Raw genomic sequence first — 23,979 nt, 5'->3', positions numbered from 1 at the left:
GAAAACTGCCGGGCCTTGACCCCGGCGTGGATGGAGAACGCTGATGCCTGCTGTGCAGGAGACGATCGAGCAGGTCCGCAAGATCGATGTGGACCAGTACAAATACGGATTCGAGACCGAGATCGAGACCGACAAGGCCCCCAAGGGCCTGAACGAAGACATCATTCGTTTCATCTCGAACAAGAAGAACGAACCGGCATGGATGCTCGAATGGCGTCTCGAGGCGTTCCGCCGCTGGCTGACGCTGGAAGAGCCGACCTGGGCGCGCGTCGACTATCCCAAGATCGACTTCCAGGACATCTATTATTACGCCGCGCCGAAGAACCAGTCGGGCCCGAAGTCGCTTGACGAGGTCGATCCCGAGATTCTCAAGGTTTATGAGAAGCTGGGCATCCCGCTGCGCGAGCAGGAAATCCTCGCCGGCGTCCAGAAGGAGGCCGATCCCGAGTTCGAGGAAGCCAACGACAACGTCTACAAGTCGGGCCGCGTCGCCGTCGACGCCGTGTTCGATTCGGTTTCGGTCGTCACCACCTTCAAGGACGAACTGGCCAAGGCCGGCGTCATCTTCTGTTCGATCTCGGAAGCCATCCGCGAGCATCCCGAACTGGTGAAGAAATATCTGGGCACGGTCGTCCCGACCTCCGACAACTACTATGCGACGCTGAATTCGGCCGTTTTCACCGACGGTTCGTTCGTCTTCGTGCCCAAGGGCGTGCGCTGCCCGATGGAGCTGTCGACCTACTTCCGCATCAACGAGAAGAACACCGGCCAGTTCGAGCGCACCCTCATCATCGCCGAGGAGGGCGCCTACGTCTCCTATCTCGAAGGCTGCACGGCACCCCAGCGCGACGAGAACCAGCTGCATGCCGCGGTGGTCGAGCTCGTCGCGCTCGACGACGCCGAGATCAAGTATTCGACCGTCCAGAACTGGTACCCGGGCGACGCCCAGGGCAAGGGCGGCATCTACAACTTCGTCACCAAGCGCGGCGACTGCCGCGGCGACCGCTCGAAGATCTCCTGGACCCAGGTCGAGACCGGCTCGGCGATCACCTGGAAGTACCCGTCGTGCATCCTGCGCGGCGACGACAGCCAGGGCAATTTCTACTCGATCGCGGTGTCGAACGGCTACCAGCAGGTCGACAGCGGCACCAAGATGATCCACCTCGGCAAGAACACCAGGAGCCGGATCATTTCCAAGGGCATCGCCGCCGGCTTCTCGCAGAACACCTACCGCGGCCAGGTCTCGGCCCACCGCAAGGCGACCGGCGCCCGCAACTTCACCAACTGCGACTCGCTTTTGATCGGCGACCAGTGCGGTGCGCACACGGTGCCCTACATCGAGGCCAAGAACGCCACCGCCAAGTTCGAGCACGAGGCGACGACGTCGAAGATCTCCGAGGACCAGAAGTTCTACGTCATGCAGCGCGGCATCCCCGAGGAGGAAGCCATCGCGCTCATCGTCAACGGCTTCGTCAAGGAAGTCATCCAGGAACTGCCGATGGAATTCGCCGTCGAGGCGCAGAAGCTCATCGGCATCAGCCTCGAGGGCTCGGTCGGCTGATGTCGCGGCAGGGCCGCAATCTGGCGGGCTATTTGGCCCTCGGATGGGTGGCCTACCTGTTTGTGGCGCTGGTGCTTTTGTATTTCGAAAGCTCGCTGGCGACACCGATGATGGCACTGGGTGTCATTCCGCCGCTGGCCTTCTTGTTGCTGAAGAGCCTGCGCGACGGGATATAGCGGCAAAGAGTGAATTGAACTGGTTCGGCATGGAGTTGAACCGAGTGGAAAACAAGGAAGGGAAGACCGGCAAGTACGTTTACCTGCGCGATTGGACGCGGAAGTGGAATGACAGGCTCTCAGCCTTTGTCGAATGGTCCTACTTCATCATCGCAGGTGCCGGAATTCTCTTCGCTACGCTGGCGCTGCTCGCAAAGCTGCCAGTAACGAACTGAAGGACGACAGGAAGAACGATGCTTGAGATCAAGAACCTGCATGCCCGTATCGTCGAGGATGGCACCGAGATCATCCGCGGCCTGAACCTGACCGTGAAGGCCGGCGAAGTCGCCGCCATCATGGGCCCCAACGGCTCCGGCAAGTCGACGCTGTCCTACATCCTCGCCGGCCGCGAGGACTACGAGGTCACCGAGGGCGACATCCTCTACAACGGCGAGTCGATCCTGGAGATGGACCCGGCCGAGCGCGCCGCCAAGGGCATCTTCCTGGCCTTCCAGTATCCGATGGAGATACCGGGCGTCGCCACCATGGAGTTCCTCAAGGTCGCCATGAACTCGCAGCGCAAGGCGCGCGACGAGGAGCAGCTCAAGGTGCCGGACTTCCTCAAGCGCGTGAAGGAGGCGGCCGCCTCGCTCAGCATGGATATCAACATGCTCAAGCGTCCGGTCAATGTCGGCTTCTCCGGCGGCGAGAAGAAGCGCGCCGAGATCCTGCAGATGAAGCTGCTCGAGCCGAAGCTCTGCGTGCTCGACGAGACCGACTCCGGCCTCGACATCGACGCGCTCAAGATCGTCTCGGACGGCGTCAACGCGCTGCGTTCGCCCGACCGCGCCATCGTCGTCATCACCCACTACCAGCGCCTGCTGGAGCACATCGTGCCCGACAGCGTGCACGTGCTCTACAAGGGCCAGGTCATCAAGTCCGGCGACAAGTCGCTGGCGCTCGAACTCGAAGAGAACGGCTACGCCGGGATCATCGAAGAGGCGGCTTGAGGTGGCGGCCATGAACATGCGTGCTGAAATACAGCGCACCCCGGCGGAAGCGGCATTGGTCGACGCCTTCGGCGAGCGGCTGTCGCTGCTGCCGGGCGACGGCACCGTCACCGTCAAGCGCGACGACGCCATCGAACAGATCAAGGCCGGCCTGCCGACGCGCCGCGTCGAGGCCTGGCACTACACCGACCTGCGTCGCCTGCTCGCCGCGGTGCCCGCGTTCGACGCCACCGCCAAGGCCAGTTCGGTCGCGCCGCTGCTCGAAGGCTCGACCGTGGCGTCGATAGCCAATGGCGTGTCGACAGCGGCTGCCGGCATCGACGGCGTGACCTTCCAGCGTCTCAGCGACAAGCTGACCGACGGCAGCTACGCGCCGGCGCTCGTCACCTACGGCAAGGACGACGCCATCGGCGCCATCAACACCGCCTTCGTCGCCGACGGCTATTTCGTCGACATCGAGGCCGGCGCCCGGCTGGAAAAGCCGATCGAGCTGCAGAACATCCAGGCCGGCGGCCAGAGCCACGTGCGCCTGCCGGTGCGCGTCGGCGCCGGCGCCAGGGCCACCATCGTCGAACGCCAGACCGGCGAGGGCGCGGGGCTGGTCAGCTCCGTCAGCCAGCTCCTGCTCGGCGACGATGCCGAGGTGCTGTGGCTGATCGTCCAGGAGCAGCCGGAGACGGCGACCCATCTCGCCCAGTTCAAGGCCGAGCTCGGCAAGAACGCCAGGCTGACGCTGTTCATCATGAATGCCGGCGGCAAGCTCGTCCGCCAGGAGGTCATCGTCAAGACGGTTGGCGAAGGCGCCGACTTCAAGCTGCGCGGCGTCAACCTGCTTGCCGGCGACACCCATGTCGACGTCACCATGGTGCTCGACCACGCCGTGCCGCACACGACCTCGACCGAGGTGGTGCGCAACGTCGTCACCGGCCGCGCCAAAGGCGTCTTCCAGGGCCGCATCAATGTCCACCAGGTGGCGCAGAAGACCGACGCCAAGATGGCCTGCAACACGCTGCTGCTTTCCGACGACGGCGAGTTCTCGACCAAGCCGGAGCTGGAGATCTTCGCCGACGACGTCGCCTGCGGCCATGGCGCCACCGTCACCGAGATCGACCGCAACCATCTCTTCTACCTGATGGCGCGCGGCGTCGACGAGAAGACCGCGCGCGGCCTGCTCATCCGCGCCTTCCTCGCCGAGGTCATCGAGGAACTCGAGGACGAGAGCGTCGTCGATCCGCTGGAAGAGCTTTTGAGCAACTGGTTCGCGACGCACGGATAATGGATGAGGGTGACGGTTTGATCCTTCACCCCTCATTCGGCCTCGCTCGGCTCGGCCACCTTCTCCCGCAAGGGGAGAAGGAGATGCGCCCGACCTTCTCCCCTTGTGGGAGAAGGTGGATTGGCGCGAAGCGCCAAGACGGATGAGGGGTGTTGGACGAAACGTGACGTAGAGAAGACGTGATGGACAAGAAAGTGGTCGAAGACAGCACCTACGACGTCGAGGCGATCCGCCGCGACTTTCCCATCCTGTCGCGCCAGGTCTACGGCAAGCCGCTCGTCTATCTCGACAACGGCGCCTCGGCCCAGAAGCCGCAGGTGGTGATCGACACGGTCAACCACGCCTATTCGAACGAATATGCCAACGTCCATCGCGGCCTGCATTTTCTCTCCAATGCCGCCACCGAGGCTTACGAGAAGGCGCGCGAAAGCGCGCGCCGCTTCCTCAACGCCGGCAGCGCCGAGGAGATCGTCTTCACCAAGTCGGCAACCGAGGCGATCAACACGGTCGCCTACGGCTACGGCATGCCTCACATCGGCGAGGGCGACGAGATCGTGCTCTCGATCATGGAGCACCATTCCAACATCGTGCCTTGGCATTTCATCCGCGAGCGCCAGGGCGCAAAGCTCGTCTGGGTGCCGGTCGACGATCTCGGGGTGTTCCACATCGAGGAGTTCGAAAAGCGGCTGACGGAGCGCACCAGGCTGGTCGCCATCACCCATATGTCGAACGCGCTCGGCACCGTCACCCCGATCAAGGAGATCGTCCGCATCGCGCACGCCCGCGGCATCCCGGTTCTGGTCGACGGCAGCCAGGCGGCGGTGCACCTGCCGGTCGACGTGCGCGACCTCGACGTCGATTTCTACATCTTCACCGGCCACAAGGTCTACGGACCCTCCGGCATCGGCGTGCTCTACGGCAAGCGCGAGATGCTGGAGCGCATGCGTCCCTTCCAGGGCGGCGGCGAGATGATCGTCGAGGTGACCGAGGACATCGTCACCTACAACGAGCCGCCGCACCGCTTCGAGGCCGGCACGCCGCCGATCGTCGAGGCGATCGGCCTGGGTGCCGCGCTCGACTACATGGACAGGATCGGCCGCGAGCGCATCGCCGCCCACGAGGCCACCTTGCGCGACTACGCGCACGAGCGGCTGCGCGCCATCAACTCGCTGCGCATCTTCGGCGAGGCGCCGGGCAAGGGCGCCATCGTCTCCTTCGAGCTGCAGGGCATCCACGCCCACGACGTGTCGATGGTCATCGACCGCCAGGGCGTCGCCGTCCGCGCCGGCACGCATTGTGCACAGCCGCTGTTGAAACGCTTCGGCGTAACCTCCACATGCAGGGCGTCCTTCGGCATGTACAACACCAAGGCCGAGATCGACGTCCTGGCCGAAGCGCTTGAAAAGGCGCGCAAATTCTTCGGGTGAGCACCATGGAAGACGCTATCGCCGCGACCACTGAAGAGACCGCCCCGGACACGGCCGGCAAGGGCATCTTCTCCGCCTCCGCCATTCCCGCCGACGAGCTGGCGCGGATGACCGACGACATCGTCTCGGCGCTGAAGACGGTCTACGACCCGGAGATCCCGGCCGACATCTACGAGCTCGGCCTCGTCTACAAGATCGACATCGAGGACGATCGCACGGTCAAGATCGACATGACGCTCACCGCCCCCGGCTGTCCGGTGGCTGGCGAGATGCCGGGCTGGGTGCAGAACGCCGTCGGCGCCGTCGAGGGCGTGTCGGGCGTCGAGGTCAACATGACCTTCGACCCGCCATGGACCCCCGACCGCATGTCGGAAGAGGCCCAGGTCGCGGTGGGGTGGTACTGACCACCCCGCTTCTGGTGAGGCTTGCGTGGAAAAGCAATCTTCACCATCTTAGCTTTGTAATGGGTCATTCCGCGGGCCTTGAACCCGTCGACGAATGGAGACTGGAATGGGACGCTTTGCCGTCATCTCAATGACCGACCGGGCCGCCGAGCGCGTGCGCGAGATCATGGCCACCCGCGAGAATGCGCAAGGCATTCGCCTCGGCATCAAGAAGGGTGGCTGCGCCGGTATGGAATACACGGTCGACCTGGTGACAGAGCCGAACCCCAAGGACGACCACATCGAGCGCGACGGCGCCCATGTCTATGTCGCGCCGGAGGCGGCGCTGTTCCTGTTTGGCACCGAGATGGATTTCGAGGTGACGGCGCTACGCACCGGCTTCACCTTCCACAACCCGAACCAGAGTTCGGCCTGCGGCTGCGGCGAATCCGTCGAGCTCAAGCCCGCCGACCTCAAGGCGCTGGCCGAGGCCCGCGCCCAAGGCGCAGCCTAGGCGCCTTCCGATGAGCGCCAAGGCCTATCGCTGGCGGTGCTCATGTTGCGGTGAAGATCACGTCGGCCTGCCGATGGACATGATGTTCGACGAGCCTGTCGATTGGGACGCGCTCGACGATGCCACCCGGGCCGCCTCGACCTTGGACGACGACTTCTGCGAAGTGCGCTATTCGACCGGCGAGGTCGACCGCTTTATTCGCTGCCTTCTGCCGCTGCCTGTGCCGAGAATGTCGAGCGAATTTCGCCTTGGCGTCTGGATGTCGGTTTCGGAGCGTAGCTGGGACATCTACAGCGTGGGCTTCGCCTGTGGCACTTATGCCGAAGACGGCTGCTTCGGCTACCTGATGCACGACGTGCCCGAATATCACGGGTCCATGTTCTTCAATGCCGATGTCTGGTTTCAGCCCGCGCGACTTCGGCCACGCGTCGCGCTCCACCAGGCCGATCATCCCTTGTTCTTCGCCCAGCGCGACGGAATCGAACCGGCCCAGGTCGAGCGCTGGGCGGCCCTGATGCACAGCCAGAGTTGAGGGGAACAGATGAGCGACGAAGCCATCCGCGAGGTTTTCTCCGGACTTGGCGATGTGACGATCCGAAAGATGTTCGGCGGCAAGGGCATCTACCGCGATGGTCTGATCGTCGGCGTCGAGGTGCGCGGCGAGATCCTGCTCAAGGCCGATGCGGTTAGTGCCCCCGATTTCGAGGCGGCGGGCGCCAGGCGCTGGACCGATGCCGGCGGCCGGCCAGTCAACATGCCCTACTGGAGCATTCCCGAAAGTGCCGTCGACGATCCGGACGAACTCGCCGTCTGGACGCGCAAGGCTTTTGAAGCCGCGCTGCGCGCCCGGAAGTAGTCTGGCGAGGCACGCCTCCAGCTTGGGTTCCTCGCCCCCACGAAAGTGGGGGAGAGGTGGTTCGCCCTGAGCTTGTCGAAGGGGCGAACCGGTGAGGGGGCTTTTCCGGGCCTTGGTGAGCGGCAGGCCTCCACCGGTCCTCATCCTGAAGTGCTTGCCCGAAGGGCGAGCCTCGAAGGACGCACGTGCCCCGTCTCGAGCTGCCCCTCATCCCCCTGCCGGGACCTTCTCCCCGTGAACGGGGAGAAGGAGGCTGGCCGCAAGCGCCACCACTTCTCCCTTCTCCCCGCCTGCGGGGAGAAGGTCCCGGCAGGGGGATGAGGGGCCGGTCAAGGTCCGTGAAGGCTGGCTTCAGAGCGCCTTGGCGATCCTGGCTGCCAGGCGGGCGTTGTTTTCCACCAGCGCGATGTTGGTCTTGAGGCTGGCGCCGTTGGTCAGTTCCAGGATCTTGGCGAGCAGGAACGGCGTCACGGCCTTGCCCGAGATGTTCTGGGCCTCGGCCGCCTTCTGCGCCGCCTCGATGTAGCCGGCCATCCTGTCGGCCGGGATCTCGTCGCTCTCCGGCACCGGGTTGGCCACCAGCAGGCCACCGCCGAGGCCGAGCGCTGCCCGCGTCGCATGCAGGCGGGCGATCTTTTCGGGCGCATCGAGCCTGAGTGGCGCCGCATAGGGTGACTTGCGCGACCAGAAGGCCGGCACGATGTCGGAGCCGTAGGCCACGACCGGCACGCCGCGCGTCTCCAGCACCTCGAGCGTCTTTTCGATGTCAAGGATCGCCTTGGCCCCGGCCGAGACGACGATCACCGGCGTGCGCGCCAGCTCGTCGAGGTCGGCCGAGATGTCAAAACTCTTCTCGGCGCCCTTGTGCACGCCGCCGATGCCGCCGGTGGCGAACACCCTGATGCCGGCGAGGTGGGCGGCGATCATCGTCGCCGCCACCGTCGTGCCGCCGGTGCGGCCCTCGGCCACTGCATAGGCGATGTCGGCGCGCGACAGCTTCATCGCGCCGCCGGTCATGGCCAGCGATTCGCGCTCGCCGTCGGACAGCCCGATCTTGACGCGGCCGCCGATCACCGCGATGGTCGCGGGCACGGCGCCCTCGTCGGAGATGATCTTCTCGACATTGGCGGCCATGGCGCTGTTGTCGGGGTAGGGCATGCCGTGGGTGATGATGGTGCTTTCGAGCGCCACGACCGGCTTGCCGGCGGCCAGGGCCGCGGCCACGGGCGCGTGGACGTCGATGAAGGGGCGGGCGGTTTCAGGCGTCATCTTGATCTCCATGGGCGGCCTCATGCCATTTCGGCGGCGTGTGGCACAAGGGCCAGGACCTCGTCGAAGGCCCCGGTGTCGAGCTCGGGCACGGCCGAAGGGCTCTCTATCGCAAGTACGGCGGCGGCGATGCCTTCCCGCAGCGCGGCATCGAGCCGCAAGCCGCGCATCAGCGCGACCGTCGCAGCACCCGCCAGCGCGTCGCCCGCGCCGGTGACGTCGACGATCCGGCGCGGGGCGGGGGGGGCAATCCCGATCAGGCCCGAAGCGTCATAGGCAAACACGCCGCTTCCGCCGGCCGTGACGACGCCGCGCTTCAGCCCGGCGGCGCGCAGGCCGCGGACGAATTCGTCCGGCACAGAATCGGCTGCGATGCCGGCCAGCACCGCCGCCTCGCGCCGGTTCATGTAGAGGCAGGACAGCCTGCCGAGGATCGGCACCAGCCGCACCGCCTTGGCGGGCGAGATCGCGATGGCGAAGAGCGGCTTGCCGGCAATCTCGGCGAGCTTCGAGAGTGCGGCTTCCGGCAGGTTGGCGTCGCACAGCACGGCATCCGCGCCTTCCACCGCCTCGCGCGCCTTGGCGCGCCTGAGCTGCTTGGCGAAGGCCAGTTCGTAGAGCCCCATGTCGGCAAGTGCTGCCACCACGTCGCCGTCGCGGTCGAGCAGCGCGGTGTAGCTGGGCGTGGCGCGGTCGAGGAAGATGGCCGACAGGTCCTCGATGCCGCTTGCCGCGATCGCCGCTGCGACCGCGTCGCCCGCCGCGTCGCCGCCGCGCACCGACATCATCACGCCGGTGGCGCCGCGTTGGACCGCGCCGCGCAGGGCGTTGAAGGCGCCGCCGCCGACATCCTCGCTCATCGAGCCGGGGATCGACGCGCCCGGCACGAAGGGGGCCGTCATCCGGCCGCGGCGGTCGACATGGGCGCCGCCGATGGCGAGGATTTTCGGTGCAGTCATCGGTGAGCCATCCGGCAGAATTTCGAAGCCGCGAACTTAGTTCGCCAGTGCCGGTGCAGCAACCGTGGCGAATCGCCTTGCATGTGGAATGTTCGCCGGAGCGATTGCTGCCGCATGCGACATGGCATCACGCATACGGCCGAAACGAAAAAAGAACACATGATGAAAAGTCACAATATTTCAATAAGTTGAAAGCTCTTGCCAAATGAGAACAAAACAGATACAAATTTACCTCGACATTGGATCGAGCGGCCTTCATTGATGACCAGGGGGTGATGTATCATGGCGCAGAATTCGTTGCGGCTTGTAGAGGACAATTCGGTGGACAAATCTAAGGCTCTGGACGCGGCGCTGTCGCAGATCGAACGCGCCTTCGGCAAGGGCTCGATCATGCGGCTTGGCGCCAACGAGCAGGTTGTCGAGATCGGTACGGTCTCCACCGGTTCGCTCGGCCTCGACATCGCGCTCGGCGTCGGCGGCCTGCCGCGCGGCCGCATCATCGAGATCTACGGTCCGGAAAGCTCGGGTAAGACGACGCTCGCCCTGCACACGGTCGCCGAGGCCCAGAAGAAGGGCGGCATCTGCGCCTTCGTCGACGCCGAACACGCGCTCGACCCGGTCTATGCCCGCAAGCTCGGCGTCGATCTCGAAAACCTTTTGATCTCGCAGCCCGATACGGGCGAGCAGGCGCTTGAGATCTGCGACACGCTGGTACGCTCCGGCGCCATCGACGTTCTGGTCGTCGACTCGGTCGCAGCACTCACCCCGCGCGCCGAAATCGAGGGCGAGATGGGCGAGTCGCTGCCGGGCCTCCAGGCCCGCCTGATGAGCCAGGCACTGCGCAAGCTCACCGCGTCGATCTCTCGCTCCAACACCATGGTCATCTTCATCAACCAGATCCGCATGAAGATCGGCGTCATGTACGGTTCGCCGGAAACCACCACCGGCGGCAACGCGCTCAAGTTCTACGCCTCCGTCCGCCTCGACATCCGCCGCATCGGCTCGGTCAAGGATCGCGACGAGGTCGTCGGCAACCAGACCCGCGTCAAGGTCGTCAAGAACAAGCTGGCTCCGCCCTTCAAGCAGGTCGAATTCGACATCATGTATGGCGAGGGTGTGTCGAAGACCGGCGAACTCATCGACCTCGGCGTCAAGGCCGGCGTCGTCGAGAAGTCGGGCGCCTGGTTCTCCTACAATTCGCAGCGTCTCGGCCAGGGGCGTGAGAATGCCAAGCAGTTCCTGCGCAACAATCCCGAGACGGCGCGCGAGATCGAGACCGCGCTGCGCCAGAATGCCGGCCTGATCGCCGAGAAGTTCCTGGAGAACGGCTCGCGCGAAGACTTCGAGGACGATGCCGGCGCCATGTGAGCGCGTGGTAGGGGCGGCACGGTTTCCGCCGCCTCCCGCAAGGATCATTGCTTCCAGGGATGACCGCCGGCCTTCGTGCCGGCGGTTTTCGTTTGGGCCAGGCGGATTCCCCGGCCGAACCGCCTGCAAATGTCGGATTTCCGCCTTCGAGGGCGTCCGGGTGGCGGGTCAGTTTCTTTATGTATTACAACTTCGTGCGCATTCACTGCGCGTCACGCCGGCCATGGCCGCTGGCGTCACCGACAAGCTTTGGGAGATCGCGGACATCGTTGCGCTGATCGAGGCCAAAGAAGCCGAAAAGCCTGCGGTTCGCGGTCCGCACAACCCGTACAACGAGATTGCCTGGCGGCTATATGCCTTCGACGATAACTGAATCGTAGTCCGGGGCTGAAGTGCCGCGCGTATGCCGCAAGGCTAAGTAACCCGCTGCTGCCGTGCGCGCCGCTTCGATGCTCTCGAACTCAATGACCACGATGCGATTATGGAGCGTGCCTTCGATGGCTTCAGTCCGGCCGCCGTTCACCAGCAAAGTGCCGCCGGCCTCCTTCCTAACCTTCACTGCCGCGTTCTTGTATTCTTCGAAACCGTCTGGATCGGTGACGTTGATACTCGCGACGATGTATGCCTTGGGCATCGCTGGCTCCCCGCCCGCGTGATTTTGGGCGAATTTTAGCATGGCCTGCAATGACCAGCTACAACTCACCCGGAAGTCACTTTGTTCCGCCTCCGATTTCAAACTGACCCACTACCGGCGTCCGGGGTTTCTGGACAGGGTAAGGGTGGACGGCTAAAAGGCCAGTTCCAAATTCCGCCGGCAAAGGGCGGACATCTCGATCAGGGCGGCGACAAGGCGACAATATGAGTGGCGTAAACGAGATCCGGTCGGCATTCCTCGACTATTTCAAGAAGAACGGACACGAGATCGTATCCTCCAGTCCGCTGGTGCCGCGCAACGACCCCACGCTGATGTTCACCAACGCCGGCATGGTGCAGTTCAAGAACGTCTTCACCGGGCTGGAGACGCGGCCCTATTCGCGCGCGGCCACCGCGCAGAAATGCGTCCGCGCCGGCGGCAAGCACAACGACCTCGACAATGTCGGCTACACCGCCCGCCATCTCACCTTCTTCGAGATGCTCGGCAACTTCTCCTTCGGCGACTATTTCAAGGAACGCGCCATCGAGCTCGCCTGGAACCTGATCACCAGGGAGTTCGGGCTGAAGAAGGACAAGCTGCTCGTCACCGTCTACCACACCGACGACGAGGCGGCGAACCACTGGAAGAAGATCGCCGGCTTCTCCGACGACCGCATCATCCGCATCGCCACTTCCGACAATTTCTGGGCGATGGGCGATACCGGCCCCTGTGGCCCGTGCTCGGAGATCTTCATCGACCGCGGCGAGCACATCTGGGGCGGCCCTCCCGGCAGCCCAGAGGAGGACGGCGACCGCTTCCTCGAGTTCTGGAACCTCGTCTTCATGCAGTACGAGCAGGTGACGAAGGACGAGCGCATCGACCTGCCGCGTCCGTCGATCGACACCGGCATGGGCCTCGAGCGCATGGCCTCGATCCTGCAGGGCGCGGAGAGCGTCTTCGAGACCGACCTGTTCCGCCATCTCATCGACACCACGTCGTCGGCGATCGGGCGCGGCCCGGATGAGAACAACGTCGGCTCCTACCGCGTGATCGCCGACCACCTGCGCTCGTCCTGCTTCCTCGTTGCCGATGGTGTCCTGCCGTCCAACGAAGGCCGCGGCTACGTGCTTCGCCGCATCATGCGCCGCGCCATGCGCCACGCGCAGCTGCTCGGCGCCAGCGAGCCGCTGATGTGGAAGCTGGTGCCTGCGCTGGTGCGCGAGATGGGCCAGGCCTATCCCGAGCTCGGCCGCGGCGAGGCGCTCATCACCGAGACGCTCAAGCTCGAGGAAACCCGCTTCAGGAAGACGCTCGCCCGCGGCCTCGGGCTCCTGGCCGACGCCACCGAGACGCTGGGCTCGGGCGACATGCTCGACGGCGAGACGGCCTTCAAGCTCTACGACACCTACGGCTTCCCGCTCGACCTGACGCAGGACGCGCTGCGCCAGCGCCACATCTCGGTCGACCTCGCCGCCTTCAACGACGCGATGGAGCGGCAGAAGGCCGAGGCCCGCGCCAACTGGGCCGGCTCGGGCGAGGCGGCGACCGAAACCGTCTGGTTCGCCGTGCGCGAGAAGGCGGGCGCCACCGACTTCCTCGGCTACGAGACGGAGCAGGCCGAGGGTGTGGTCCTGACGCTCATCAGGGACGGCGCGGTCGTCGATGCGGCCAAGCAGGGTGAGGACGTTGCCGTCGTCGTCAACCAGACGCCATTCTACGGCGAGTCCGGCGGCCAGATGGGCGACACCGGCACGATCTCGGGCGAAGGCTTCGCCATCGAGGTGACGGACACCCAGAAGAAGGCCGACGGCCTGTTCGTCCACTACGGCAGGGTGACCAAGGGTTCGCTCAAGACCGGCGTCGCCGTCGAGCTGAAGGTCGACCACGCCCGCCGCTCGAAGCTGCGCGCCAACCATTCGGCCACCCACCTCATCCACGAGGCGCTGCGCGAGGTGCTGGGCACCCATGTCGCGCAGAAGGGCTCGCTGGTGGCGCCCGAGCGCCTGCGTTTCGACATCTCGCACAACAAGCCGATTTCCGCCGAGGAACTCGAGGAAGTCGAGCGCATGTCCAACGAGATCGTCATCCAGAACAGCCCGGTCACGACCCGCCTGATGACCGTCGACGACGCCATTGCCGAGGGTGCCATGGCGCTGTTCGGCGAGAAGTATGGCGACGAGGTCCGCGTCGTTTCGATGGGCACCGGCCTGCACGGCGCCAAGGCCAACCGGCCCTATTCGGTCGAGCTCTGCGGCGGCACGCATGTGTCGGCCACGGGCGACATCGGCCTGGTGCGCATCGTCTCCGATGGCGCGGTCGCGGCCGGCGTACGCCGCATCGAGGCGCTGACGGGCGATGCCGCCCGCCGCCACCTCGACGAGCAGGACCGCCGCCTCAAGTCGGTCGCGGCATCCCTCAAGGTGGCGCCGGGCGACGTACTCGCCCGCGTCGAGGCGCTGCTCGACGAGCGCAAGAAGCTCGAGAGGGAACTCACCGACGCCCGCAAGAAGCTCGCCATGGGCGGCGGAGCGGGCGGCTCGGCCGATGCCGTGCGCGAGATTTCCGGGGTCAAGTATCTCGGCAAGGTGGTGTCCGGCGTCGATCCCAAGGATCTCAAGGGCCTCGCCGACGAAGGCAAGGCCGGTCTGGGCTCGGGCGTCGTCACCCTGATCGGCGTGTCCGAGGACGGCAAGGCAAGTGCGGTCGTCGCCGTCACCGCTGACCTCGTCGGCCGCTTCAGCGCCGTCGACCTGGTGCGCGTCGCGTCCGCCGCGCTCGGCGGCAAGGGCGGCGGCGGGCGGCCCGACATGGCCCAGGCCGGCGGCCCCGATGCCACCAAGGCCGACGAGGCCGTCGAGGCGGTCGCCGGGGCGATGGCCGGCTGATCGCGCCGACCCACGCGAAACTCTGCAAATCCGAAAGGCGGAGGCTCCGGCTTCCGCCTTTTGCGTTTGCGGGGAGGCGCCGCCCTTCCTCATCCTGAGGTGCCCGCCAAGCGGGCCTTGGAGGCGCGCCTCGAAGGCGCACCGGGACAGCGCGCCTCGAAAAGAAAAAAGCCCCGGATCGCTCCGGGGCCTTTCTCATTCAGACCTGGCCAAGGCTTGGATCAGCCCATCGCCTTCTGCAGGTTCTCGTCGATCTTGTCGAGGAAGCCGGTGGTCGACAGCCAGGGCTGGTCCGGACCGATCAGCAGCGACAGGTCCTTGGTCATGAAGCCCGACTCGACGGTCTGGATGCAGACCTTTTCGAGCGTCTCGGCAAAGCGCTTCAGTTCGGCGTTTTCGTCGAGCTTGGCGCGGTGCGCCAGGCCGCGGGTCCAGGCGAAGATCGAGGCGATCGAGTTGGTCGAGGTTTCCTCGCCCTTCTGGTGCTGGCGGTAGTGGCGGGTCACGGTGCCGTGCGCGGCTTCCGCTTCCACGGTCTTGCCGTCCGGCGTCATGAGCACCGAGGTCATCAGGCCGAGCGAGCCGAACCCTTGCGCCACCGTGTCCGACTGCACGTCGCCGTCATAGTTCTTGCAGGCCCAGACATAGCCGCCGGACCACTTCAGGCTCGATGCCACCATGTCGTCGATGAGGCGGTGTTCGTACCAAAGCTTGCGCGCCTTGAACTCGGCCTCGAATTCCTTCTCATAGACTTCCTGGAAGATGTCCTTGAAGCGGCCGTCATAGGCCTTGAGGATGGTGTTTTTGGTCGAGAGATAGACCGGATAGTTGCGCAGCAGGCCGTAGTTCAGCGAGGCGCGGGCGAATTCGCGGATCGACTCGTCGAGGTTGTACATGGCCATCGCCACGCCGGCGCCCGGCGCGTCGAACACGTCGTGCTCGATCACCTGGCCGTCCTCGCCGACGAACTTGATCGACAGCTTGCCCTTGCCCGGGTACTTGAAATCGGTCGCCTTGTACTGGTCGCCGAAGGCATGGCGGCCGACGATGATCGGCTTGGTCCAGCCCGGCACCAGGCGCGGCACGTTCTTCATGATGATCGGCTCGCGGAAGATGGTGCCGCCCAGGATGTTGCGGATCGTGCCGTTGGGCGACTTCCACATCTTCTTGAGCTTGAACTCCTCGACGCGCTGCTCGTCGGGGGTGATGGTCGCGCACTTCACGCCGACGCCCCACTTGTTGATGGCGTTGGCGGCGTCGATCGTCACCTGGTCGTTGGTGGCGTCGCGGTGCTCGATGCCGAGGTCGTAATATTCGAGGTTCAGGTCGAGATAAGGGTGGATCAGCTTGTCCTTGATGAACTGCCAGATGATGCGGGTCATCTCGTCGCCGTCGAGTTCGACGACGGGGTTGGCCACCTTGATCTTCGCCATTGAAAGTGCCTCTTTCTGCTTGAAGCCGGTCGGCTCCGGAGCGGTTCGTGATAGGGAGTGCGGCCCCTATATCAAAGCCGACCGGGCCGCGCAAATGATTGCAACTGCTACATTTGGCGCACTCCGCCGACAATGTATGAGAAGCGCCTGATCTGCTGATTTTGCGGTGCTCGCCGCGCTATTTCTTCTTCTTGGCTCCGGGCTTCTTCGCGGGCATGGCGCCGACGAACCGCGACGCCATGGCGATCCATCGCTTGAGCGCGTCGTCGCTGAGCTCATCGGCCGCCACGATGATGAAGCCCTTCATCTCGCGGCCGGTGAAATTCATGCGCGTCGCGCCCGGTTTCGACAGCGCCTCGGCTTCCTGCCCCTCGCCGACGCGGGCGAGCAGGGTGCCGTCCTTCATCGTGCCGACCATCATGTTGCCGTTGAGGGTGAAGCAGATGCCGCCGAACATGCGGATTTCGCCGATGTTGGGGTCTTCGCCGATGGCTTGCCTGATGCGTTCCGCGAGGTCGTCGGGCATGCTGGTTCCTTACCGGAACTTCATTTTCCGCGCCGAATATGTCAGGGACGCGCAAAAGTCGCAATTTTTGGTTCAATCGCATCCATGTCCGCCACAGAAGCACCCCAGCCATCCGCCGCGCCCGTCATCATCCTCGTCGAGCCGCAGCTCGGCGAAAACATCGGCATGGTGGCGCGCGCCATGGCCAATTTCGGCGTCACCGAACTCAGGCTCGTCAATCCGCGCGACGGCTGGCCGAACGAGAAGGCGCGGGCGGCTGCCAGCCGCGCCGACCATGTCATCGACGGCGTCGTGGTCTTCCCCGACCTCGCTTCGGCGATTGCCGACCTGAATTTCGTCTTCGCCACCACTGCGCGCGAGCGCGACGGCTTCAAGGAAGTGCGCGGTCCGGTCGAGGCGGGCAGGGCGCTCAGGGCGCGCTGCGTTTCCGGCCAGCGCACCGGCATCCTGTTCGGGCGCGAGCGCTTCGGCCTCTACAACGAGGAGGTCGGCCTCGCCGACGAGATCGTCACCTTCCCGGTCGATCCCGGCTTTTCCTCGCTCAACATCGCCCAGGCGGTGCTGCTCATGTCCTACGAGTGGATGAAGTCGGGGCTGGAGGACGAGACCAGGACCAATTTCTCCGGTCCGGAGATGATGCCCGCGACCAAGCAGCAGTTGCAGGGCCTGTTCGACCATCTCGAAGCCGCGCTCGAATCCCGCGGCTATTTCCGTCCGGCGGCCAAGAAGCCGAAGATGGTGGACAATTTGCGTGCCGTTTTGACCCGGGCCGGTTTCCACGAGCCCGAACTCAAGGTTCTGCGCGGCGTCGTAGCCTCGCTCGACTATTTCTCGCCCAAGGAGCCGCGTGGCGCCGGCTATCCCGAGCGCAAGGCGAAAGTCGACCATGCCGCGCACGTGGCTGGCTCGGACAATGACGACGACGACACGCCGCCAGTCGGCGGCAAGGGGCTCGACAATGACTGACCGCCCGATCCTGATGTTCGATTCGGGCATCGGGGGACTGACCGTGCTGCGCGAGGCGCGCGTGCTCATGCCCGACCGTCGCTTCGTCTATGTCGCCGACGACGCCGCCTTTCCCTATGGCAATTGGGAAGAGCCGGCGCTGAAGCAGCGCATCCTCGGCCTGTTTGCCGAACTGCTCGAACGCTTCAAGCCGGAGCTGTCGGTCATCCCCTGCAACACCGCGTCCACGCTGGTCATCGAGGCGATCCGCGAGCGCTTCCCCGGCCATCCCTTCGTCGGCACCGTGCCGGCGATCAAGCCGGCGGCCGAGCGCACCCGCTCGGGCCTCGTGTCGGTGCTGGCCACGCCCGGCACGGTGAAGCGGCAATATACCCGCGACCTCATCACCCAGTGGGCGTCCAAGTGCCATGTCCGGCTCGTCGGCAGCCAGAAGCTGGCGGCCCTCGCTGAGACCTACATGCGCGAGGGCTTCGTCGACGAGCAGGCCGTCGCCGAGGAGATCGCCCCGTGCTTCGTCGAGCAGGACGGCCGGCGCACCGACATCGTCGTGCTCGCCTGCACCCACTATCCGTTCCTGGTCAACCGCATGCGCAAGACCGCGCCCTGGCCGGTCGACTGGATCGATCCGGCCGAGGCGATCGCGCGGCGGGCCCTGTCGCTGCTCAATGGTTCGCAGGCGACGCGGCCGGTCGAACCCGACCTTGCCGTCTTCACCTCGGGCAGGGCCGATTTCGCCACGCGCCGCCTCATGCAGGGCTTTGGCCTGACGGTCTGAGCGGACATCGGCTCCCGGCGGGCGTTTCCGTTGCTCAGCGAAAGGAGATGCGACATGCCTGCCGCATCCAGGGCCCAGCAGAAGGCCGCCGGCGCGGCGCTAGCCGCCAAGCGCGGCGAGATCGAGAAGAGCGAACTCTTCGGCGCCTCGAAGGAAATGTACGCAACGATGACCGAGAAGGAACTCGAGGAGTTCGCCGAGACGAAACACAAGGGTCTGCCGGAGCACAAGGCCAAGCACTGAGCCCGCCAGACCCTGTTTCGATGCGCCCTCAGTAGCCCGCGGTGAAGCGCTTGCCCGTGTGTTGCGGCGCCTCCGCCTCGTCGACGATCGCGACGGCCAGGTCCTCGACCGAAATGTGGCTCTGGCCGTCCGCATCGAAGACCGGCTGATCGGCCCCGAGGCGGAACTTTCCGGTTCGCTTGCCCGGCGCAAGATGGATCGCGGGCGAGACGAACGACCATTCGAGACCGGTCTGGCCGCGCAAAGCCGCGAGCGCGTCGCGTGCGGCGCGCGCGCCGTCCTTGTATTCGGCCGGAAATTCGGGGCTGTCGACCAGCTGTTTGCCGCCGATCTCCAGGCTGCCGGCGCCCCCGATGATGACGATGCGCTTGCCGGCGGCCTTGGCAGCCGCAGCGACCGCCTTCGATCCGGCGAGATGCTTGTCATAGATCTCCGGGTCGCCCCATCCGCCGTTGAAGGCCGAAACGACGACGTCGCTGCCGGCGATGGCCGCGTTCAGTGCGTCGGCGTCGGTGATGTCGGCTTTCATGGCATTCACGCCATCCAGCTTGGCCACCTTCTCGGGCTTGCGGACGATTGCCGTTACCTTGTGGCCGCGCGAGGCGGCTTCCTTGAGCACTGCGCCGCCGACGAATCCGGATGCGCCGATGAGTGCGATCTTCATGCTTGTTCTCCTTCGCGCCGCTTTGCCTTTGCACGGCAAAGCAGGTATGATCTGTAATCAGGTTACCAACGATAACCATATAGACTCGACGCGAAGACCCGAAAAGAACGCATGATTTCGTGCCCAGGTTACCCGGAGAGAACCGCATGAACGCCTCCGCCAGGCCCAGGGAGACGGCAGCCCCGCTGCTGCACGCCACGCCCGGCTTCGAAAGCGACGGCCGCAGCTGTCCGATACGCGATGTGCTGGATCGTGTCGGCGACACCTGGAGCCTGATGGTCATCATCAACCTGCAGGAGCAGCCGGTGCGCTTCAACGCGCTGAAGCGGGCGATCGAGGGCATTTCCCAGCGCATGCTGACGGTGACGCTGCGCTCGCTCGAACGTGACGGGCTGGTGCGCCGCACCGTGCGCCCGACGACGCCGCCGGAGGTGGAATACGGGCTGACCGAGCTCGGCCAGTCGATCGCCGTGCCCATCGGTGCGCTCGGCAGCTGGGCCGCCACCAACCGCGACCAGATGCGCTGCGCTCGCGAGGCTTTCGACGCGACCGGCTGATCGCAGCGCATGAATCGGAATGCGGCGCTCGCGTTCGGCTCCTAACCTCACGGCGAAGCTGAGAGGAGTGAAGCGGATGGACGCCCGTCGCATGCAGGCACCGGACATAGTCGAAAACCTTGATTGGGACCGCATCCTTGGTGAACTCGACGAGTTCGGCGTTGCCCCTACAGGCCCGTTGCTCGACCGCGAGACGTGTCGTGAACTGCGGGCGCTTTACGACGACGACCAGCATTTCCGCAGCCGCATCGTCATGCCGCGCCACGGCTTCGGTTCGGGCGAATACAAATACTTCGCCAATCCGCTGCCGGACGCTATCTCGGCGCTACGCCACGCCTTCTACGAGCGGCTTGCGCCTTTCGCCAACCAGTGGAACGAGCGCATGGGCATCGCGCGCCGCTATCCGCCCGAGCTCGACGCCTTCCTCGCCGAATGCCATGCCGACGGCCAGGCGAGGCCGACGCCGCTGCTGCTCAAATATGGCGCTGGCGACTACAACTGCCTGCATCAGGATGTCTACGGCGCCCATCTCTTTCCGGTGCAGCTGGTGATTCTCCTGAGCGAGCCGGGCGACGAGTTCGACGGCGGCGAATTCGTCATGACCGAGCAGCGTCCGCGCATGCAGTCGCGCGCCGAGGTCGTGCCGCTGCGCATGGGCTGTGGCGCGCTGTTTGCCGTCAACGACCGGCCCAAGGCTGGAAGCCGCGGCGACTACCGGGTAAGGATGCGCCACGGCGTCAGCCGCATCCGCTCGGGCGAGCGTTTCACCCTCGGCATCATCTTCCACGACGCGAAGTGAGCCGGCTGCGGCCTGCAGCGTTGACAATCCCGGCCGTTTCCCCTAGTTAGCCGCCAACGCCGGGCCGAAACGCCCGGTGTTTCATTTGACGTGTCCCGTGGACCTTTTCCGCAAAGCGTGCGTGGAAGGTCCTGTCAGGTCCCGAAAACGGGGGCCAGAGGAGGGCGCGTTTTCCTCGCCTGGAACGTGAAGTTCCGGGTGCAACGTTTTGAAGGGAAATGCGATGAGCAAGCGCGAATCCGCTAAGTACAAAATCGATCGCCGTCTTGGCGAGAACATCTGGGGCCGCCCGAAGTCCCCGGTCAACAAGCGTGAATACGGCCCCGGCCAGCACGGCCAGCGCCGCAAGGGCAAGCTCTCGGACTTCGGTCTGCAGCTGCGCGCCAAGCAGAAGCTGAAGGGTCACTACGGTGACGTTTCCGAGAAGCAGTTCCGCAAGACCTACGAAGAGGCCAACCGCCGCAAGGGCGACACCTCCGAGAACCTGATCGGCCTGCTCGAGTCGCGCCTGGATGCGGTCGTTTACCGCGCCAAGTTCGTGCCGACCATTTTCGCCGCCCGTCAGTTCGTCAACCACGGCCACGTCAACGTCAACGGCAAGCGCACCAACATCTCGTCCTACCGCTGCAAGGCTGGCGACGTGATCGAGGTCCGCGAGAAGTCGAAGCAGCTGGTGATCGTGCTCGAGTCCGTTGCTCTCGCCGAGCGTGACGTTCCGGACTACATCGAAGTCGACCACAACAAGATGGTCGCGACCTTCGCTCGCGTTCCGGGCCTGTCGGACGTGCCGTTCGCCGTCCAGATGGAGCCGAACCTCGTCGTCGAATTCTATTCGCGCTAATCCTTCGGGATCAGCATCGAATTTCGGAGAGCGGCCGGCAACGGCCGCTCTTTTCGTTTGCGGCGGGCTCCGGGTGCGTCTTGCGCCGAACCGCGATTTGCGGAATACCGCAGGCGACGGGCCACCGGAGTTTGGCCGCCCGCGGAGTTTTGAGGACCGGACCGATGGGCATTCACGAACAGGACGCGCTGGCCGAGCCGGAAATCGCCTTCCCGCTCTATCGCGACGCGCCTTCGTCTGTGGAGTTCAACAAGCTGCGCAAGCGCCTGCTGCGCCTGACGCGGCAGGCCATCGAGGACTACGCCATGGCCAAGCCGGGCGAGCGCTGGCTGGTGGCGCTGTCGGGCGGCAAGGATTCCTACGGCCTGCTCGCCATCCTGCTCGATCTCAAATGGCGCGGCCTGCTGCCGGTCGAGCTGCTCGCCTGCAACCTCGACCAGGGCCAGCCGAACTTCCCCAAGAACGTGCTGCCCGACTATCTCAATGCCAATGGCATCGCCCACCGCATCGAATATCGCGACACCTATTCCATCGTCACCGACAAGCTCGCCGAGGGCAGTACCTACTGCTCGCTGTGCTCGCGCCTGAGGCGAGGGCACCTCTATCGCATTGCGCGCGAGGAGGGCTGCTCGTCGCTGGTGCTCGGCCACCACCGCGAGGACATCCTCGAGACCTTCTTCATGAACCTGTTCCACGGTGGCCGCCTCGCCGCCATGCCGCCCAAGCTCCTCAACGACGAGGGCGACGTCATGGTGCTCCGCCCGCTGGCCCTCTGCGCCGAAGCCGACATGGCCAGGTTCGCCGACGCCATGAAGTTCCCGATCATCCCTTGCGACCTCTGCGGCAGCCAGGAAGGGCTCCAGCGCAACGCCATGAAGGCGATGCTCGACGACATCGAGCGCCGCATGCCAGGCCGCAAGGACACGATGATCCGCGCGCTCGCCAATGTGCGGCCGTCGCACATGCTCGACCGCAAGCTCTTCGATTTCGCCGGGCTGGCGCTCGGCGCCTGATCGCCGCTGCAATCATGGCACCAAATGAAAAACCCCATCCCGATGTCCTCGGGATGGGGTTTTGTCGTTGTGCAGCAAGCGCCTGCGCCGTCAGTGCGGCGCTTTCGGCGCGTTCGGCGCCCCGAACAGCCTGCCGCGTTCGGCGATCAGCACCATGACCAGGCCGAGAAGCGCCACGCTGCAGTAGCCGGCGGCCAGCGGCCTGACGGTGCCGTCGAATGCCTGGCCGATCAGCGCGCCGATCAGCCCGCCGCCCACCGTCTGCAGGAAACCCTGCACCGATGAGGCCGTTCCGGCGAGGTGCCCCAGCGGCTCCATGGCGATCGCGTTGAAGTTCGAGCCGATCCAGCCGAACTGGAACATCGCCGCCGCAAACAGGGCCACGAACACGGGGAAGGGCACCCAGCCGGTCAGCGACCAGGCGAACCAGACGGCGCTGACCGCAAGGAAGCCGAGCAGCGCGCCGTGCGACAGCCGGCGCATGCCGATCTTCACGACCAGCCGGGAATTGAGGAACGACGACACCGACATCAACGCCGCGATGGCGGCGAACACCACCGGGAACCACACGCCGAGCCCGTAGATGCCGACATAGACCTGCTGCGCGGAATTGATGAAGCCGAACAGCGACCCGAAGATGATCATCGAGGCGAGCGTGTAGAACAGCGACACCCGGGTCGTCAGCACGATGCGGAAGCCCTGGGCGATGGACATGATGCTGAGCGGCCTGCGGTCCTCGGGATGCATGGTCTCGGGCAGGCGGAGTGCTGCCCACAGCGTGATCGCGAGCGCGATCAGCGACATGATGATGAAGATCATGTGCCACTCGGAGAACAGCATGACGAGCTGGCCGAGGCCCGGCGCGATCACCGGAATGATCATGAAGACCATGAACACCAGCGACATGATCTCGGCCATCTGCCTCCCGCCGTAGCGGTCGCGCACCACCGAGATGGCGATGACGCGCGTCGAGGCGGCACCGATGCCCTGGATGAAGCGTAGCGCCAGCAGGCTCTCGAAGGTCGGCGCGAAGGCCGCGGCAAACGCCGCCACGACGTAGATGGAAAGCCCGAACAGCAGCGGCTTGCGGCGGCCGAAACGGTCCGACGCAGGCCCGTAGAACAGCAGCGCCAGCCCCATGCCGGCGATGTAGGCGGTGATGACGAACTGCCGGTGGTTCTCGCTCTCGACCCCGAGGCTCGCGCCCATCTGCTGCAGCGCCGGCAGCATGATATCGATTGCAAGCGCGTTGACCGCCATCAGCGCGGCGCAGATCGCGATGAACTCCCAGCGGGGCAGGGGAAACAGCGCGTCGATCGCGTCCTGGGTATTCTTCTGTTCCATCGTCGAATCCGGTCCAAACGAAAATGCGCCGGAGTGCCGGCGCATCTCAGCTGCGGTGAGCCCCGAATGGACCGGAGCCGATGGTCTTGTCAGCCGATCAGGCGGCGCCCTTGACGCTCACGCCCTTCTCTTGGAGGAACGACTGCAGTTCGCCGGCCTGGAACATCTCGCGGATGATGTCGCAACCGCCGACGAACTCGCCCTTGACGTAGAGCTGCGGGATGGTCGGCCAGTTGGAATAGTCCTTGATGCCCTGGCGAAGCTCGTTCGAGGTCAGCACGTTGACGCCTTTGTAGTCGACGCCGAGATAGTCGAGGATCTGCACGACCTGGCCGGAAAAGCCGCACTGCGGGAAGCCGGGCGTTCCCTTCATGAAGACCACGACGTCCTGGCTCTTCACTTCGCTGTCGATGTATTCGTTGATTCCGCTCATGGGCCCAAAACCTCAATCTGGCCGGACTGACGCACCGGCAATATCCGTTAGACTGCTAGCATCAGCCACTATGTGGTTGCAACAGTCG

27 protein-coding genes and 1 pseudogene are annotated in these 23,979 nt (G+C 65.1%); 20 read left to right on the top strand and 8 right to left on the bottom strand.

Going from position 1 to position 23,979, the window contains the following annotated elements; translation table 11 throughout:
• Positions 1 to 43: 43 nt before the first annotated feature.
• The 10 genes from sufB (at position 44) to AmiPiv_RS11585 (ending at position 7,182) form a co-directional block, all read left to right on the top strand.
• Positions 44 to 1,561 (top strand): Fe-S cluster assembly protein SufB, encoded by a 1,518-nt coding sequence (gene sufB, locus AmiPiv_RS11630; protein WP_340037615.1) that lies wholly within the window; start codon positions 44 to 46, stop codon positions 1,559 to 1,561.
• Positions 1,561 to 1,737 carry a hypothetical protein gene (locus AmiPiv_RS11625; RefSeq protein ID WP_340037614.1) on the top strand — a complete coding sequence of 59 codons (177 nt, stop codon included), beginning with the start codon at positions 1,561 to 1,563 and terminating at the stop codon, positions 1,735 to 1,737. The genes sufB and AmiPiv_RS11625 overlap by 1 nt, the downstream gene beginning before the upstream one ends.
• Before the next feature lie 14 nt (positions 1,738 to 1,751).
• Positions 1,752 to 1,952 carry a hypothetical protein gene (locus AmiPiv_RS11620; RefSeq protein WP_340037613.1) on the top strand — a complete coding sequence of 67 codons (201 nt, stop codon included), beginning with the start codon at positions 1,752 to 1,754 and terminating at the stop codon, positions 1,950 to 1,952.
• Positions 1,953 to 1,970: 18 nt separating this feature from the next.
• Positions 1,971 to 2,726, top strand: coding sequence for a Fe-S cluster assembly ATPase SufC (gene sufC / locus AmiPiv_RS11615; RefSeq protein ID WP_340037612.1), 756 nt, complete (start codon positions 1,971 to 1,973; stop codon positions 2,724 to 2,726).
• 10 nt (positions 2,727 to 2,736) lie between these two features.
• Positions 2,737 to 4,002 (top strand): Fe-S cluster assembly protein SufD, encoded by a 1,266-nt coding sequence (gene sufD / locus AmiPiv_RS11610; protein ID WP_340037611.1) that lies wholly within the window; start codon positions 2,737 to 2,739, stop codon positions 4,000 to 4,002.
• A gap of 182 nt (positions 4,003 to 4,184) precedes the next feature.
• Entirely contained in the window at positions 4,185 to 5,429 is a 1,245-nt protein-coding gene (locus tag AmiPiv_RS11605; protein ID WP_340037610.1) for a cysteine desulfurase, read from the top strand.
• A 5-nt stretch (positions 5,430 to 5,434) separates the two neighbouring features.
• Complete coding sequence (locus AmiPiv_RS11600) at positions 5,435 to 5,833, top strand: SUF system Fe-S cluster assembly protein (RefSeq protein WP_340037609.1); 399 nt, start codon at positions 5,435 to 5,437, stop codon at positions 5,831 to 5,833.
• Positions 5,834 to 5,939: 106 nt separating this feature from the next.
• Positions 5,940 to 6,326, top strand: coding sequence for a Fe-S cluster assembly scaffold SufA (gene sufA / locus AmiPiv_RS11595; RefSeq protein WP_340037608.1), 387 nt, complete (start codon positions 5,940 to 5,942; stop codon positions 6,324 to 6,326).
• Positions 6,327 to 6,336: 10 nt separating this feature from the next.
• Positions 6,337 to 6,858 (top strand): DUF2199 domain-containing protein, encoded by a 522-nt coding sequence (locus tag AmiPiv_RS11590; protein ID WP_340037607.1) that lies wholly within the window; start codon positions 6,337 to 6,339, stop codon positions 6,856 to 6,858.
• Between the two features lie 9 nt (positions 6,859 to 6,867).
• A complete protein-coding gene (locus tag AmiPiv_RS11585; protein WP_340037606.1) occupies positions 6,868 to 7,182 on the top strand; it encodes a TfoX/Sxy family protein in 315 nt (104 codons plus the stop codon).
• A gap of 351 nt (positions 7,183 to 7,533) precedes the next feature.
• Here the strand turns inward: AmiPiv_RS11585 and AmiPiv_RS11580 are convergent, their stop codons facing one another.
• Entirely contained in the window at positions 7,534 to 8,451 is a 918-nt protein-coding gene (locus tag AmiPiv_RS11580; RefSeq protein ID WP_340037605.1) for a pseudouridine-5'-phosphate glycosidase, read from the bottom strand.
• Positions 8,452 to 8,471: 20 nt separating this feature from the next.
• A complete protein-coding gene (locus AmiPiv_RS11575; protein ID WP_340037604.1) occupies positions 8,472 to 9,410 on the bottom strand; it encodes a carbohydrate kinase family protein in 939 nt (312 codons plus the stop codon).
• A gap of 282 nt (positions 9,411 to 9,692) precedes the next feature.
• Between AmiPiv_RS11575 and recA the strand changes: the two genes are divergently transcribed.
• On the top strand, positions 9,693 to 10,778 hold the full coding sequence (recA, locus tag AmiPiv_RS11570) for a recombinase RecA (RefSeq protein WP_340037603.1): 1,086 nt from the start codon (positions 9,693 to 9,695) through the stop codon (positions 10,776 to 10,778).
• Positions 10,779 to 10,957: 179 nt separating this feature from the next.
• Positions 10,958 to 11,151, top strand: a pseudogene (locus AmiPiv_RS11565) (hypothetical protein); the annotation flags it as partial.
• Here the strand turns inward: AmiPiv_RS11565 and AmiPiv_RS11560 are convergent.
• The gene (locus AmiPiv_RS11560; protein ID WP_340037602.1) at positions 11,128 to 11,412 is read right to left on the bottom strand and encodes a DUF1330 domain-containing protein; all 285 of its coding nucleotides are present in this window, start codon (positions 11,410 to 11,412) and stop codon (positions 11,128 to 11,130) included. The pseudogene AmiPiv_RS11565 and the gene AmiPiv_RS11560 sit on opposite strands and share 24 nt — an antisense overlap.
• Positions 11,413 to 11,636: 224 nt before the next feature.
• Between AmiPiv_RS11560 and alaS the strand changes: the two genes are divergently transcribed.
• Complete coding sequence (gene alaS / locus AmiPiv_RS11555) at positions 11,637 to 14,297, top strand: alanine--tRNA ligase (RefSeq protein WP_340037601.1); 2,661 nt, start codon at positions 11,637 to 11,639, stop codon at positions 14,295 to 14,297.
• Positions 14,298 to 14,518: 221 nt separating this feature from the next.
• Here alaS and AmiPiv_RS11550 read toward each other — a convergent pair whose 3' ends face one another.
• Entirely contained in the window at positions 14,519 to 15,730 is a 1,212-nt protein-coding gene (locus AmiPiv_RS11550; RefSeq protein ID WP_340037600.1) for an NADP-dependent isocitrate dehydrogenase, read from the bottom strand.
• Positions 15,731 to 15,908: 178 nt separating this feature from the next.
• On the bottom strand, positions 15,909 to 16,256 hold the full coding sequence (locus tag AmiPiv_RS11545) for a TfoX/Sxy family protein (protein ID WP_340037599.1): 348 nt from the start codon (positions 16,254 to 16,256) through the stop codon (positions 15,909 to 15,911).
• Positions 16,257 to 16,340: 84 nt separating this feature from the next.
• Between AmiPiv_RS11545 and AmiPiv_RS11540 the strand changes: the two genes are divergently transcribed.
• The 3 genes from AmiPiv_RS11540 to AmiPiv_RS11530 are packed head-to-tail and all read left to right on the top strand — an operon-like array spanning position 16,341 to position 18,240.
• Positions 16,341 to 17,222: an RNA methyltransferase gene (locus AmiPiv_RS11540; RefSeq protein WP_340037598.1), complete on the top strand. Its 882-nt coding sequence runs from the start codon at positions 16,341 to 16,343 to the stop codon at positions 17,220 to 17,222.
• Positions 17,215 to 17,997 carry a glutamate racemase gene (gene murI, locus AmiPiv_RS11535; protein ID WP_340037597.1) on the top strand — a complete coding sequence of 261 codons (783 nt, stop codon included), beginning with the start codon at positions 17,215 to 17,217 and terminating at the stop codon, positions 17,995 to 17,997. The genes AmiPiv_RS11540 and murI overlap by 8 nt, the downstream gene beginning before the upstream one ends.
• A 54-nt stretch (positions 17,998 to 18,051) precedes the next feature.
• Positions 18,052 to 18,240 carry a DUF3008 family protein gene (locus AmiPiv_RS11530; protein ID WP_340037596.1) on the top strand — a complete coding sequence of 63 codons (189 nt, stop codon included), beginning with the start codon at positions 18,052 to 18,054 and terminating at the stop codon, positions 18,238 to 18,240.
• 28 nt (positions 18,241 to 18,268) lie between these two features.
• On the opposite strand, the gene AmiPiv_RS11525 is transcribed toward AmiPiv_RS11530, so the two are convergent.
• Positions 18,269 to 18,904: an NAD(P)-dependent oxidoreductase gene (locus AmiPiv_RS11525; RefSeq protein WP_340037595.1), complete on the bottom strand. Its 636-nt coding sequence runs from the start codon at positions 18,902 to 18,904 to the stop codon at positions 18,269 to 18,271.
• Positions 18,905 to 19,050: 146 nt separating this feature from the next.
• Between AmiPiv_RS11525 and AmiPiv_RS11520 the strand changes: the two genes are divergently transcribed.
• The 4 genes from AmiPiv_RS11520 to ttcA all read left to right on the top strand — a co-directional run bounded on the left by AmiPiv_RS11520 (position 19,051) and on the right by ttcA (position 22,114).
• Entirely contained in the window at positions 19,051 to 19,461 is a 411-nt protein-coding gene (locus AmiPiv_RS11520) for a winged helix-turn-helix transcriptional regulator (protein ID WP_340037594.1), read from the top strand.
• A gap of 76 nt (positions 19,462 to 19,537) precedes the next feature.
• Positions 19,538 to 20,260: a 2OG-Fe(II) oxygenase gene (locus AmiPiv_RS11515; protein WP_340037593.1), complete on the top strand. Its 723-nt coding sequence runs from the start codon at positions 19,538 to 19,540 to the stop codon at positions 20,258 to 20,260.
• A 223-nt stretch (positions 20,261 to 20,483) separates the two neighbouring features.
• Positions 20,484 to 21,101, top strand: coding sequence for a 30S ribosomal protein S4 (gene rpsD / locus AmiPiv_RS11510; protein WP_340037592.1), 618 nt, complete (start codon positions 20,484 to 20,486; stop codon positions 21,099 to 21,101).
• Between the two features lie 164 nt (positions 21,102 to 21,265).
• Positions 21,266 to 22,114 carry a tRNA 2-thiocytidine(32) synthetase TtcA gene (gene ttcA, locus AmiPiv_RS11505; RefSeq protein ID WP_340037591.1) on the top strand — a complete coding sequence of 283 codons (849 nt, stop codon included), beginning with the start codon at positions 21,266 to 21,268 and terminating at the stop codon, positions 22,112 to 22,114.
• A 90-nt stretch (positions 22,115 to 22,204) separates the two neighbouring features.
• Here the strand turns inward: ttcA and AmiPiv_RS11500 are convergent, their stop codons facing one another.
• Both AmiPiv_RS11500 and grxD read right to left on the bottom strand, forming a co-directional pair.
• Positions 22,205 to 23,458, bottom strand: coding sequence for a multidrug effflux MFS transporter (locus AmiPiv_RS11500; RefSeq protein WP_340037590.1), 1,254 nt, complete (start codon positions 23,456 to 23,458; stop codon positions 22,205 to 22,207).
• 97 nt (positions 23,459 to 23,555) lie between these two features.
• Positions 23,556 to 23,891, bottom strand: a complete 336-nt coding sequence (grxD, locus tag AmiPiv_RS11495; RefSeq protein ID WP_184697601.1) for a Grx4 family monothiol glutaredoxin — start codon at positions 23,889 to 23,891, stop codon at positions 23,556 to 23,558.
• Positions 23,892 to 23,979: the final 88 nt, after the last annotated feature.

This window comes from Aminobacter sp. Piv2-1 (assembly GCF_037625995.1).
In the GTDB taxonomy this organism is placed as follows: domain Bacteria; phylum Pseudomonadota; class Alphaproteobacteria; order Rhizobiales; family Rhizobiaceae; genus Aminobacter.
Note: the sequence above shows the minus strand (reverse complement) of the source record. Positions and strands in the feature narration are given on the sequence as shown.